This window comes from Methylicorpusculum oleiharenae (assembly GCF_009828925.2).
Classification (GTDB): domain Bacteria; phylum Pseudomonadota; class Gammaproteobacteria; order Methylococcales; family Methylomonadaceae; genus Methylicorpusculum; species Methylicorpusculum oleiharenae.
In genome coordinates this window covers 3,511,662-3,524,871 of record NZ_WUTY02000001.1, presented here as the reverse complement: position 1 = coordinate 3,524,871, position 13,210 = coordinate 3,511,662, and the positions used below count along the sequence as shown (strand labels likewise).

Below are 13,210 nucleotides of genomic sequence, written 5' to 3'. Positions count from 1 at the left end.
ATTGAATTGAAAAAGCTATTCGGCCGAATTAAGCGGGCGGCCGGTTTTAAGATTTTCCACTTGACCGATGGCTTGCTTGAGATCTTCATCGCTTAAAGTTTCAAGCAACAACAGTCCGGCACGAAGTATTTCACTTTTTTTGGCCTGCAAACCCATAGTCAGGCATTTAGCCTTGAGTTCCGAGATTTTTCGATAATCTGATTTGGGGAATGAAAAGCTGTCTCTGACCACTTTATTCTTCTTGCCCGGTTTTTCCGGAGTGGTTTCGGCAGTTGTTGCCGTTACGGTCTTTTTTACCGGCTTTTGAGTTTGAACTGGCTTTGCTTTTGAAGTGGTTGGTTTTACAACTTTCTCTTCTTTAGTTACGGCTGTGTCGGCTTCTGTTTTTTTCGCTTTAACCGTTTTTGTATTCATAACAAGGATTCCTATACAGGGGCTTAAAACCAAAGTATAAACCGTATATACTGTTTTTTAAAGTTCTATAGTCAGGACCCTTAACTTTTATCTATGGCTTTATCGGTCAGAGCCATCGATTCAGCCGATCGATTGATGGATTCGGCCGCAGAACTGATGTCCTTGCTGATTCGGCTCAACTCCTCCTCCGCTATCTGCGCATTAATCGCACTGCGTAATTCCTCGGCGTTAAGCTCTTCTTTGATTTCTGCTTTGATTTTTGCAACGGCATTTTGGGTTTTACCCAGCCAAAACCCGGCGATCCGGGCTACTTTGGGTAGCTTCTCCGGACCGATAACCAGGATACTGACCAGTCCGACCACACAGAGTTCGGAAAATCCTATATCAAACATGGTACAGGATTAAACTTTGCTTTCTTCATGCAATTTGACTTTGGCATCACTGTTTTCAGATGCATTGGCACTCAGTGATTTATCATTTTCACCTTCTTTCATTGACGAGCGAAAGTTTTTGATGGCTTCGCCAACGTCGGTGCCTATCGTTCTAACTCGTTTAGTGCCAAACAATACAATAACGATCACCATAATAATGACCAATTGTGTCACGCTGATACCCATACTGACTCCTGACTATTTAAATCATGCTTTGCACGAAATATTGAATGTAGATCCCGAAAAAAAAAAGAGGCATCCCTGCCTCTAAATCGTCCTTGACCCACTACCTGCTCCTGGGTTCGCTAAAGCTTATTCTTTATAAACCTACGATACCGCCATCTTCACGCGTGATGACGATTGTGGCTGAACGTGGACGTGCGCCGTTTGGAACAGCAACAACCTCAGTATCACCGGGGTGTCTGTAGACTGCTCCACTGTCCGGCCAGTTACTGGTGAATGCGCCCGGTTGTGAACGGTCACCTGGATGCTGGAAGTTAACAAACATCGTCTTACCATCCGGTGTAGACACAACGCCTGTCGTTTCCTGATCGTTCGGTCCTTGCAAGAAACGCTTGATTTCACCGGTGACAGGGTTCGCTGCCAACATCTGATTAGCACCAAAAGGGCCTGACGCTTGCTGTGAACCGCTCATGTCGGTTTGAATCCACAAAATGCCGTTTTGATCTATCCATAATCCATCCGCGCTGGCGTGGATGTTGTCTTGTGTCAAAGCTGGACCGCCTTGTTCCGGCAATACTTGGCTGTCACTTTCAGTACCCGACAGCACGAAGATATCCCACTCGAACTTCTCCGCCCAAGAACGGTTACCCTGCTCGCGCCAGCGAATAATATGACCGTAAGGATTTGGACCGCGTGGATTGGCCGCATCGATATTACCGGCGTTTCTGCTGCTGTTGTTGGTCAGTGTCATATAGACTTCACGGGTTTGCGGATGTACCGTACCCCACTCAGGTCTATCCATTTTAGTAGCGCCCACGACATCAGCCGCCAGACGGGTATTGACCAACACATCCGCTTGATCTTTAAATACCACGTTGGCATTGGCTGCCGCTGCCTGGAAAGCCATATTGTTATAATCCAGAGCTAACCATACGCCTGTGCCGTCGTCATTAAATCGGGCTACATACAACGTGCCTTCATCCAGGATTTCGCCTTTGACTGATTTGGTATAGCGCGCTTTGGTGACAAATTTGTAGATATATTCATTTTGAGCGTCATCACCCATGTAGAAAACTACTGGCTGACCCAGTTGCGGAGGAGACAACCAAGCGCCTTCATGCGCAAAACGGCCCATCGTGGTACGTTTAATCGGTTTACTGCTGGGGTTAAACGGATCGATTTCCAGCACCCAGCCTTGCGTGTTTGGCTCGTTGCGGTAATCCTCGGTTGCATCGGCACCTTTGGGCGTGGCGTCGAAACGGATGTATTCGTCCGCACCGCTTTGCGCGGTTTCCCAACGGTAACGGCTGTTGGCGGTAGGCACGCCGAAACGGCTTTGTTCTCTGGGCCGACTCAAAGACAAGTTTTGATCGATACCGGCTTGAGTCAACAAGGCGCCGAATTCGCCTTCCATTACGCGACCGGCATCCGTAAACACATTACCCACTTGTGAATAAACCAAATTGGTGACTTTTTGATCGAAAAATTCGTCAAAAATACCGATGATACGGCCGGTTTCCGGATAGAAACGGGCAAAATAGCGGCCTTGGACGAATGACGTTTTCCGGCCCGGATACAGAGTGGCTTGCGTATCTTCGAACCAGTCCAACAAGGCTTCGGCGCGGGCTAATTGCACACGGCTGACGAAATAACCGGCCCAGTTTTCTTCACACGTCAAATAAGTGCCCCAAGGCGTATAACCGTGCGCACAATTATTGATCGTACCGCGCGCCATCGTGCCGTTTGGGCTGTATTTTGTTTTAACCAGATCGCTGCCGCGGACCGGACCACGAATTTCGGCAGGCGTACCGGCAGTTACTCGGCGGTTGTACTGGCCATTGACTACATTCCATTCACCGCTCACTGCATCTTTTTTGATCTCGACAATACTGACGCCGTGGCCTGCAATTTCTTTTCTGACTTCATCTGTAGGACGTTGACCGGCTACGAACGTCGGGCCGGCTGCATGAAATACGCGCTGATCGACATATTCATGGTTCACGCACAACAAACCATGACCGTTAGGATCATTTTTCATCGGGAAGTAATGCATGCCGTCGTGATGCGAACCGACTTGTTGTTCTTGTTCTTCACCGGTATTACTGTTAACCGAATCGAAGGCTGGATAGTTGCCGGTGATTGGAGTACCCCAAGGAATCAGCGCTTGCGCTTTATAACCCAGCGGGAGAGTAGCGGTATCGGAACGCGTGACCGGAATCGCGTCGAAACCCAGAGTAGGATTTAAAGCAAAAGGAGGCTTAACACCCGCTGCAGTAGGTAATGAACCTGATGCGGCATTAGCCAGGCTTGTAACGCCGGACGCACCAAACATGCCGGCAACCGCTACACCTAAACTGCCCGTCAGCATTTGTCTGCGCGACAGTCTTTTTTCCAGAATCGTTGCAAAATGGGGATTATCGGAATGATTGCTCATCGGCTCATCGCCGGAATCAATTTCAACCAGGTCTTTATCTAAATCGTTCATGATGTCCTCGTTTCTCTTGCGGGTTAACGTGAGATCACAAGAATAAAGATACTGTGTGAAATTGTGATGAAGGTTTGATGACAATAAAATGTCAAAACCATGACAGTTAATCGTTGCTGTAAGCAACCAACCTGATCAGGATAAAATGGGTAAAAAAACCCGGTATGGGTCAGGAAAACTTTTTCACGCTTCCTTAAAAGCAACGAGGCAAAATAAAGAAAATCATCAACCTGTTCCGATTGATTGATTCACAATGAGAAGTCTTAAAGCGGAATGGTCTTGCCGAATGGAGAGAAGGGTATTGATTAAGGTTATGTTTGCGTTACCGTGAAAGCCGATGGGTAGGGTGGATAAGCGGCAGCGCATCCCCCTTCAACAGCATTGGCGGAAGCGGCTGTCGCCTTATCCGTCTTACAACGATCTTTCATTTGTCGGGGTAATGCCAAGCCTTCAGATGGTTTATTAGTTGAAAGGACATCAACGCCGTCATTCCGGCATGGATTGCCGAAATTCAGGTCACACCGATGTGAAAGTCCAATGCCATCCATGGCTTGTGGCCCCCGGCAATCGGTGACGGGGTGACACCCACTATCAACGCTATCCGTGCCTAACTTAACGTCGTTGGGGGTAACGCGCCCCCATCAATGAGGGTTATCCCAACATTTTTTTACGTCTAGACATGCCTAAAACCCCTGTTAAAGCAGTAGCCATCAGCGGCAGAGCAGCCGGAACAGGAACGGGTTGAACAACCGAGTAAACACCGATACCGCCGCCGTTCAACTCATATCCGGTTATTAACAAGTTTTTACCGGTAGGATTGAAAGCCGCTTCAATAAACAAAAGGGATTCGGGTGATACCAGGCCTTCAGCCAGACTGTTGATATAACCGGCAAACTCCATTTGTTCAGGGTTGGTAATATCGTAAGCCAGCAGGCCGTTCTGTCTTTCCATGCCAATAAAAGCATAACGCCGACCGTTGAACTCACCTACCGTCAAACCCTCAGGTTCCGGTCCTTTGTCCGCTGAACGTCTGTCTATTGTGCTCAAGTCACCGTCAGTGATGTTGTGCAAGTCAGGGTCCAACTCGAGAAGCTTGGGTTCAAACGAACCACTGTCGCTGACCAACTGGCCTGTTTCAGCATCCCAAATGGAAAATGAACGGGTACCGGTCATGGTCAATGTTTCAATTTGACCATCACCATCGGTATCCCCATCTATTTTGGAAACGCGCAAGCGGCCCAAAGCGCTATCGGCTTTGTAATTGCCGTAAATGGCGTCGAGATCAGCTTCAGTCGCGCTGTCTACGGAACCGGCAGCAAGATCTTTTATTCGAATCCGGTCATTATCATCCACGCGAAAATCGCCTTCATTAGCCGTCACAATGAAATTTTTTCCGGCTGAACTGAAAGTCGCAATCGTATCGGGCATAGGCAAACCGGCTACTTTATCGTCGATATGGGCGCCGCCATCTCTGTCGGAGGCATCAATAGTTTGCACTATCGTTCCAAGCTTATGAAGGTCAACCCATTTTTCCGAGGCCAAATCAAACACACCGACAGCATTGTTTTCCTGAAGACTCACATACAAACGGCCGTCCAATTCGGACATAAACTCCGGCTCAACATGCCGGTATAATTCAGTCGCTGTCTTATCATTAAAGCGCAGCCCGTCCAAAGTCAGGCCAGCGGCCAAATGATGAGATTGAAAATCGAACGTTTTGACATGGGCACTGGTCAATGATGCGAAGTCACTGAGCGATTGAATGCCTGAAAGATCAATTATGCTGATAGAACCCGGCGCATCGGTATTGCCGCCAGTTGTAAACTCACCCTCGTTAGCCACAAACAGGCGGCTGCCGTCAGCTGAAAACTTGATACTGTCAGGATGATAACCCACATCCAACGTCGTTAACGCACCTAAAGAACCGGCCCGGTAATCAAAAAACCCTAATTTTCCAGCCGTCGAGCCGTTTGCTGTGGGTATCAGTGAAACTGCACCAAAACCACGGCCTAATGGATCGGCAGCCGTCGAGGAAGCGCCGCTGATATCGCCAATTCCGCCGAAAACCGTATCGAAAGTAATCAGTCCTCGCTCACTCAAGGTTCCTGTGCTAGCTAATGACAAAACCTGGACACCTGTTCCGCTGTTGCCTGACATTGTGCTCAGAACAGTATACTGATCGGGTGTATAAGCCACGATTTCGGCACTGCCGTCACGCGCCCCATTGGCGCTGGTAAAAGCTTGTAGCAGGTTGATTTCCAGACTTGCCTGTGCTGAAGGGGCAAAGATTGCTGACAACGTCACTGCTAGGGGTATGGTTTTATTCATGAATATCTCCTGAGATTGTTGTTGAAATACACAAAAGTGTGATGTATTTCACCAAAAGAACGTGACAATTCGGTGACAGCGCACTTGACAGGCGGATATTCTTCAACTACTAGGTAAACGATTATTTTATGCCTTTATTATTCTTTAAAAAAACAGGCAACAAGGTAATCGTAGCAACGATGACAATAGAAAACAGAATGTCGAAACTGAACAGGTCTTTAATAGAATGGATGTGATCGAGTTGATTTCCGCCATTTGCATAAATCAACGAAGCTGGCGTCACTCCGATCAGGGTGCTTAATAAATATTTTTTGAAAGATATTCTTGAAATACCCCCTAATATATTGATTAAAAAATAAGGCACAAACATTACCAGACGTAATGATAAAAAATAATAAAACCCGTTTTTTTCTATTTCATTGCCGATAGAATCCAGTTTATCCAAATAACGATTTTTAAATACTTTATTGAACGAATAACGGCTTATCAAAAACCCTATCAGACAAGCCGCAAGTGTGGCCGCTATATTGTAAACAGCACCTAGATAAAAGCCGAAAAAGAAACCACCCAATACTTTAAGAACGGCAGCCAAGGGAATCGGTGAGTTAATAAATATGATGCAGGAAGTAAAAAACATAACGACTGAAAAAAAGTAATTATTACTAATGAAATACCGGATGTATTTTTCATTATTTTTCACATTATCCAATGTAATAATATCTGACGAATACAGGCTAAGGATAATAATCAACACCAATAGGATAATAAGCCAGTTTTTTACAATATTCATGTCAGTTTTTACGGTATTTAAAATAGTTAACTGCACTTGGACTCTGGCATTGCCCCGCCTAACTTTCCGAAATGGTTTTTAATGTCTGCCTAGCTTCGTCGACGCCGTTATAGTGGTCGTCTTTTTCAATAGCTTTTTCCAAATGCTCGCGCGCCCTTTTGTTATCGCCTTGTTTAAAATAAACCATACCCAGCTTGTGATGCGCAACGGCTGAATCCGGCACTTGTCCGGTAACTTTCTCCAATAACTCTCTGGCTTTGTCATAGCTGCCTTGTCGATAGGCTAGGACTGCCACGGTATAGAGCATGTCAGGATTGTTGGTTTTGGCTAACGGTCCGGCCAGTTTTGCAGCACGGTCCAAGGCTGCATTGTCTTTTGCCTGCACCGATAAGTAGCGCACCAGATTATTCAAGGCTACTGCTGATTGCGGCTGATTTTTATAACTGTCTTCCAAAAGTGCCAACGCTTTATCATGCGCGCCGGCTTGATGATAAATTGCCGCCAAATCACTAACCAATGTCAACGAACCGGTCGTGTCGATGCCTTGCTGTAAAATCCGGACGGCTTTTCCCTGCTCTTTTAGATTGATATAAAGTCCAGCCAGATTGCGGTAAGGGTTTTCCCATTCGGGCTTGATTGCTATCACCCTGTTAAAGGCTGCAGCTGCCTCGGCGGGTTTGTTGGCTGCAGCAAAAACACCGCCCATCAGGTTATAAGCGATAAAATGCTCCGGTTTTTGTTTGATGATCTCTTGCAGAATTTTAAGTGACTGATCCGGTTTTTTTAATTGCAGATAACTATTAACCAGTTGCGTCAATGGTTCGACCGCGTCAGTTTGCTTGCTCAAGGCTTTGGCAAAAAATGTGACAGCTTCCTGCTGCTTGCCTTCGGATTGAAATGTCAAGCCTGCAAGGTAAAAACCAGATGCGTCATTCGGATAGGCCTGCTGTAAATGACCGGCAACTTGTCTGGCCTGCTCCCATTGCTGCTGCACCCGGTAAATATTGAACAAGGCTTCCAGTCCTCTTTTGCTGCCCGGATTAACTTGCAACCAGGTGATCATTTGCTCAGCAGCCTTACCTGCACTGCCGGTTTTAACCAGCAGCTCAGCCAACTCGAGTCTGGCGTTTTCATCATTCGGTAGCAACCGTACGATTTTTTCCAGGTTTTCCAATGCCGGCACCGGGTCCTGATTCAGTTGATGCGCCGTAGCCAGCAATTTCAATACTTTGATCGTGTCCGGTTGCTCTACCAGCACTTTGCGAAAATCTCCGATGGCATCGGCTAAACGGCTTTCAGTCAGCGCCAGTTCACCGCGCAAAATCAATGCTTCGGGTTCCTTGGGATTAGCGTTCAGCAAGGTTTCAATCAATTCCTTCGCGGACTCAATGCGCCCGGATTTAACCTGCAGTCGCGCCAGCAAGATATTTGCCTTGACGCCTTGCCTGCCGGACTGATCCAGAGCTATTATCTCCTGCAACGCCTGTTCGGCTTTTTCGGTCAAATTTTGCGTCAGATAGAGATTGACCAAACCGAATTTCAATACAAAATCATCGGGATGGTCTTCCAGCATGGGAATCAATTCAGATTCGGCAATTTCAGGGCCTCTTTTTTCAGCCAGGAAGTCGAGTAAATTCAGCCTGGCTTGCTGATTATCGGGAAGATCGGCGACCGCTTGACGCAAAACAGCCTCGGCTTTATCCAGCTGATTTTGTTCAATTAAAAACAAGGCCAGACGTTTTCGATGAATCAGCGGTTTGGGTTCGATTTTAACGATCGCTTCCAGCGTCTTCAACGCTTCATCAAAGGCCTTTGTTGTGATGTAGAGATTGGCCAGCATCAAACGCAGTGAAGTATCGCTGGGATTTTTTCCAATATGCTGAAGCAAAAACGTAATCGCTTTGTCCGGTTTTCCGGATTTGGCCTGCAACGATGCCAGCAATAAAATCGCAGGTACATCTCCGGGTCTTTTGGCCAATGCCGCTTCCGCCTTGACGGTCGCTGCATCACTGTTGTTTTGCGCAGCCAATATTCCGGCACTCAAAACCAAGGCATCAGGATTTTCATCATCAATCGCGTTGGCCTCTTTGGCCAGGGTTTCAGCATTATTGAGTTGTCCGGCTAAGAGATAAAACTGACCCAGCTTGACTCTTGCCATTAAATGTTTGGGATCGGCATCAACGGCTTTTTGATAAAACTCGCGGGCCATCTGCAAATCACCCAGTTTGGCTGAAACTTCGGCTGACTGATACAAAGCCTCGACATGATCGGATTTTATTTTAAGAATGTGGTCAAAAGACTGACGGGCATTCTCATAGTCCCCCGCCTGAAATTGCTCCTTTCCCTGTTGAAGCAGTTCGTTCATTTTCCGTCTTGAATCGTCGCAGGCTGTTAATGAGCCGATTGAAAGAATCAGTACCAGTATTCCAAAGTAATTATGCTTCATAGCCGTGACAGGATTGCTTGAATGTAGTTTCCCAATAATTTCAAAAAAAACTGCGGCAGGTTTAGTCCCGGCAGTGAAAGACGGAAACATAACCTAAGATAAACCCCTTACAAGTCTGGATATCTTTGTAAAAAAATCGAAACTTCAGCACATAGGATGTGCCGACGACAGGAGGCGCATCAATCGCGAACGATGCGCTTCGTACCTCAGCTCATCCTATGTCTTCACATCTTATTGGTGTTATAGAACCCACTCGCTTTATCAGGTTTATTGCCCATCTTCACTGGAATTACCATCAACTTCTTGAGTTTCGGTTTCGCTTTCTGATTCCGCCTCTTCCTCGGTTTCACCCTCATCCGGTGCTGGTTCGGCTGCAACATCGGCTTCTGTTTTTCTCAGGTACTGATGCGCAGTTCATAGGATGTGCCGACGACAGGAGGCGCATCAATCGCGAACGATGCGCTTCGTACCTCAGCACATCCTATGTCTTGGCATCTTTCCGGCGTTATGTAACGCACTCGCATTATCTGGTTTATTGCCCATCTTCACTGGAATTACCATCAACTTCTTGAGTTTCAGTTTCGCTTTCTGATTCCGCCTCTTCCTCCGTTTCACTCTCTTCCGGTGGCGATTCGGCTGCAACATCGGCTTCAGTTTTCCTCAGGTATTGATGCGCAGCCAGTTTATCCTGGTATTCCTGAATCATATTTTCGATTTCAACGCCGTTAAATCCCAGTATCGGTTCTTTACCGAGCAAGGTATCGAATAAGCCTCGGCTATTGAAATTTTCCATCATCGTGCGGGTTGTCTTAAGCAGCTCCAGATTTTTGTTTTCACAGCTATCCAATTCTGTCGCAGTAAATTGTTGAGTCTGCTGTAACTCGGTGAACTGTCCGTTTAGTTGTTTCTTTTCCTGATTCAGCTGTTTGTATTTCTCAACCACTTCATGCAGCTTTGACTTGGTTTTATCCAACTGACTGCTGAGCCGAACATTACTACCCTGTGCTGCCGAAAGTTCTCCGGTCAATTTGGTCTCTACCGACGCCGCCGCTTGAGACATCTGTTTTTCGGCATTCAATTGTTCTTTAAGCTGCTCATTCTCCGCCGTTAGAGTGGCATTTTCAGTTTTCAGTCTATCGCGTTCAGCACTGACCTCACGCACCATCGCCTGTAATTTGGCGGCAATGCGCTTATCGGCGCTTTCATCACGTTTAACCGCGTGCACCGGCATCGCGGATAACAGCGAACTGAGTACAATAAGACCCCAAATGAACTGCTTGCTTGAAATGTTCATATTCAGGTTCATTAAAACTTCGCGTTGACATCAAACTGGAATACATCGACACCGTATTCAGGACCTTCGATAACATCGGCAGTCAACCAGCGACTGGTCAGCCAGACGTTATTAAGCAAGCCGTAGTTTGCCCCAAGTATCCAGCCTTTGGCATTGGTGCCGCCTAAATGAAAATCGGAATCAGAGAAAGCATCCAGAACGGAGTCACGCTCGACGCTCTTATAAGCAACGAAAGTGCTCCAATTGCCTTGTCGGTCGACTCTGAGATGGCCAACATCTCCCCGGACCTGCCAGGCATTAGTTTGATCTTCGACATCTCCTCCGCCTAAGATGCGCGCGTCTTGAACATCTCGGCTATTAAAGCCGACATTTTTGGCATAATCCGCAGAAAACGTGAAATGAATAGGATTGAACAACGCAAAGTCATAACGCATATTGACATTAATGATGTTGAAATCAGACGCTAAACCCAGCATGCCCGGAGTGCTTCCAGGATTAAATTGATCACCTTCAAGACAGATTGCCGCCAGACTGTTTCCACCCTGCATAAACTCAGGCATGGAAGCATCGTTCTCGCGGGAATTCAAATCGCAGGTACCCTGAGTTGAAGTGTTGGGCCTCGCACTGATATTTTTATAATCATAATAAGCAACAGCAAATTTCAGGCTGTCATGATTTTTAAAGCCCCAATCCAGACCGACCTGACCACCAAACAGCCATTTATCGTTATGACTGAAAGGTGCCTCCTGCAGAGGAAAAGCACCCGCCGTCGCATAAATCATCCGGGCATCGTCACCCAGACCATTGGAAACTCCCAGATTATGACGCACGGTCGCGGAAAAACCCTCAAACGACAAATCGGTATCCCACACCAGCTCCGAACCACTGGTAAACTCGCCACCGCCGACGAACCAGGGATTTTTCATGCGTCCACCCATCAATGTCAACCATTTGAAACCATAGGTATTGGTATGGTCATATTGCAGATAGGCTCTATCGATATTAAATTCGTAACGATCCCCGGTTTGTCCCATCGTCTGATTCGTCGAAACCGGATCCCTGAAATTGCCGGTCGATAACCGAACAGCTGCTTTTAGTCCTTTAGCAATATCGACATCAAGACCCAAACGAAGGCGTTCACGAAAACGATGATTATCATTGGTGGTATTTAACAAGGCATCAGGAAATGCCGCAATTTCTCCACCGCGCTGATTGATCGTTTGAGCATCCGGATAAAATCCCGTTGCATTACCATCCGCATAAAACACATTTTCGGAACGCAGACGAATATCGCCCGACAATTTAAACTTACGCGTCCATTCCGGCAACGCATCAGCCAAACCCCAGCCCTCTTCCTTGGCCTTGCTGATCACATCGTTGGTTACATCGGTGCGCAGTTCGGCGCGAATCTGTTCACGAATCTCATCCTTCATAAATTCAGGAATATACGGCACACGCACTTCATCGGCTTCAGGCGATCCGGTTGCCTCGGCATTGCCGATGGCTTCCGCTGTTTTGGCTTGAGCCGCCAATTTACCGGCATCATCTTCAGCCTGCTTGAACATATCCTGAGCGGTTTCCTCGTTCAGAACGCCCTGTTTAACCAGTTGCTTGATCAGGCTTTCCGTGGTGCTGCGTAGTTTCAGCAATTCCTCTTTTTCGCCAGCCTCAACCGGTCCCAAAAAGCCCAACAACATCAAGGCTGTAAAAGCCTGTTTAGTTTTATTCGACGTGTTCATATCTCTCTAGATGCGTGAAGTAATACGTAACTTGACCGGGGATTTGACGCCAACAGGGGGTGCCTTGCTGATTTTCTTGAGCTTGCCCAACTGTAATTTCAATAACTCGTCAACTTTGGAATCGCTGCTGCTTTTAGTCAGCTCAAAGCGTTGCACGTTTCCGTCAAGGTCGAACCAGATTTTTACCGAGGCGGTATATTTGCTGCGTCTCAGATCGTCGCGATCTGAAATCAACTCGGTCAATTGATTTCTGATGACACCCTTGTACCAGCTCACCGGACTGCCGCCACCTAACAAACCTTTGCCGCCTTTACGTCCGACCAACCCGAAACCATCTGATCCGGCGGTTCCTTCAGCGTCCAGACCGGTGTCAGCCGGGGCATCCTCGGGTGCTTCTTCCGGCGTATCTTCCGGTTCCGGTTCAGGCTCGGGTTCCTCTATTTTTTCCTTTATTTCTGGCTCCGGCGGCTTCTCGATTTTGGGAGGCGGTGGTGGCGGAGGCGGTGGTTTGAGCAGGGTGATGGCTTGAATCTTTTTTTCTTTCTTTTCCGGTTTTTCCGAGTCAATCTGACTGACAAAATAAGCCAACAAACCCAGCACAATGGCTGCAATCAGACCAGCCGCTACCCTCGGGATATAAACCCGCCAATGTTTTTTATGTGTCATGGGAATAGGCTTATCTGACTAGATTTTGCGTAACCAGTCCGATTTGAGTGATGTCGATCCGACCCAGCAAGGCCAAAACATCGACCACATTTTGATACTGCACGGTAGCATCCCCTTTGATAACAACAGGCAGATCAGGGTCAGCCGCCCGGTACTGCTGTAACGTGGACTCAAGCTGTTCCAGTGTCACCGGAAAAGTATCCAGAAATATCGTTCCGTCAGCGGTAATCGTAATGGCTTTAGTTTTGGGCTTGGCCAAGCTGGGGGCATCGCTGGCTTTGGGTAAATTGACGGTAATGCCCTGCACCGCCGCGGTGGTCATGATGATAAAGACAATCAACAAAACGTAGGCCAAATCCAGCATCGATGTGACGTTGATTTCATCATAACTGTCCAGTTCTTCTTGATAACGCATCAGTAATTACTCGCAGTTC

11 protein-coding genes are annotated in these 13,210 nt (G+C 47.2%); all 11 read right to left on the bottom strand.

Features of this window, described 5'->3' with window-relative positions; translation table 11 throughout:
• Nucleotides 1-15: 15 nt before the first annotated feature.
• A complete protein-coding gene (locus GO003_RS15895; protein ID WP_159656721.1) occupies nt 16-414 on the bottom strand; it encodes a hypothetical protein in 399 nt (132 codons plus the stop codon).
• A gap of 80 nt (nt 415-494) precedes the next feature.
• On the bottom strand, nt 495-806 hold the full coding sequence (gene tatB, locus GO003_RS15890) for a Sec-independent protein translocase protein TatB (RefSeq protein ID WP_159656723.1): 312 nt from the start codon (nt 804-806) through the stop codon (nt 495-497).
• 9 nt (nt 807-815) lie between these two features.
• Nucleotides 816-1,031, bottom strand: a complete 216-nt coding sequence (gene tatA, locus GO003_RS15885; protein WP_159656725.1) for a twin-arginine translocase TatA/TatE family subunit — start codon at nt 1,029-1,031, stop codon at nt 816-818.
• A 133-nt stretch (nt 1,032-1,164) separates the two neighbouring features.
• Nucleotides 1,165-3,513 carry a PhoX family protein gene (locus GO003_RS15880; RefSeq protein WP_159652912.1) on the bottom strand — a complete coding sequence of 783 codons (2,349 nt, stop codon included), beginning with the start codon at nt 3,511-3,513 and terminating at the stop codon, nt 1,165-1,167.
• Between the two features lie 651 nt (nt 3,514-4,164).
• Nucleotides 4,165-5,841, bottom strand: coding sequence for a choice-of-anchor I family protein (locus tag GO003_RS15875; protein ID WP_159652914.1), 1,677 nt, complete (start codon nt 5,839-5,841; stop codon nt 4,165-4,167).
• Between the two features lie 121 nt (nt 5,842-5,962).
• Entirely contained in the window at nt 5,963-6,631 is a 669-nt protein-coding gene (locus tag GO003_RS15870) for a TVP38/TMEM64 family protein (RefSeq protein WP_159652916.1), read from the bottom strand.
• 58 nt (nt 6,632-6,689) lie between these two features.
• Nucleotides 6,690-9,077: a tetratricopeptide repeat protein gene (locus GO003_RS15865; RefSeq protein WP_159652918.1), complete on the bottom strand. Its 2,388-nt coding sequence runs from the start codon at nt 9,075-9,077 to the stop codon at nt 6,690-6,692.
• A gap of 532 nt (nt 9,078-9,609) precedes the next feature.
• Complete coding sequence (locus tag GO003_RS15860; protein WP_159652920.1) at nt 9,610-10,371, bottom strand: hypothetical protein; 762 nt, start codon at nt 10,369-10,371, stop codon at nt 9,610-9,612.
• Nucleotides 10,372-10,382: 11 nt separating this feature from the next.
• Nucleotides 10,383-12,110, bottom strand: a complete 1,728-nt coding sequence (locus GO003_RS15855; RefSeq protein ID WP_159652922.1) for a putative porin — start codon at nt 12,108-12,110, stop codon at nt 10,383-10,385.
• A gap of 6 nt (nt 12,111-12,116) precedes the next feature.
• Nucleotides 12,117-12,776 (bottom strand): TonB C-terminal domain-containing protein, encoded by a 660-nt coding sequence (locus GO003_RS15850; RefSeq protein ID WP_159652924.1) that lies wholly within the window; start codon nt 12,774-12,776, stop codon nt 12,117-12,119.
• Nucleotides 12,777-12,786: 10 nt separating this feature from the next.
• On the bottom strand, nt 12,787-13,191 hold the full coding sequence (locus tag GO003_RS15845) for an ExbD/TolR family protein (protein WP_159652926.1): 405 nt from the start codon (nt 13,189-13,191) through the stop codon (nt 12,787-12,789).
• Between the last annotated feature and the right edge of the window lie 19 nt (nt 13,192-13,210).

Bases quoted from the DNA above. Each gene is read 5' to 3' on its own strand.
- GO003_RS15880 (WP_159652912.1), bottom strand. From the start codon at position 3,513: ATGAACGATTTAGATAAAGACCTGGTTGAAATTGATTCCGGCGATGAG.
- GO003_RS15875 (WP_159652914.1), bottom strand. From the start codon at position 5,841: ATGAATAAAACCATACCCCTAGCAGTGACGTTGTCAGCAATCTTTGCC.
- GO003_RS15865 (WP_159652918.1), bottom strand. From the start codon at position 9,077: ATGAAGCATAATTACTTTGGAATACTGGTACTGATTCTTTCAATCGGC.
- GO003_RS15855 (WP_159652922.1), bottom strand. From the start codon at position 12,110: ATGAACACGTCGAATAAAACTAAACAGGCTTTTACAGCCTTGATGTTG.
- tatA (WP_159656725.1), bottom strand. From the start codon at position 1,031: ATGGGTATCAGCGTGACACAATTGGTCATTATTATGGTGATCGTTATT.
- GO003_RS15895 (WP_159656721.1), bottom strand. From the start codon at position 414: ATGAATACAAAAACGGTTAAAGCGAAAAAAACAGAAGCCGACACAGCC.
- tatB (WP_159656723.1), bottom strand. From the start codon at position 806: ATGTTTGATATAGGATTTTCCGAACTCTGTGTGGTCGGACTGGTCAGT.
- GO003_RS15845 (WP_159652926.1), bottom strand. From the start codon at position 13,191: ATGCGTTATCAAGAAGAACTGGACAGTTATGATGAAATCAACGTCACA.
- GO003_RS15850 (WP_159652924.1), bottom strand. From the start codon at position 12,776: ATGACACATAAAAAACATTGGCGGGTTTATATCCCGAGGGTAGCGGCT.
- GO003_RS15860 (WP_159652920.1), bottom strand. From the start codon at position 10,371: ATGAACATTTCAAGCAAGCAGTTCATTTGGGGTCTTATTGTACTCAGT.
- GO003_RS15870 (WP_159652916.1), bottom strand. From the start codon at position 6,631: ATGAATATTGTAAAAAACTGGCTTATTATCCTATTGGTGTTGATTATT.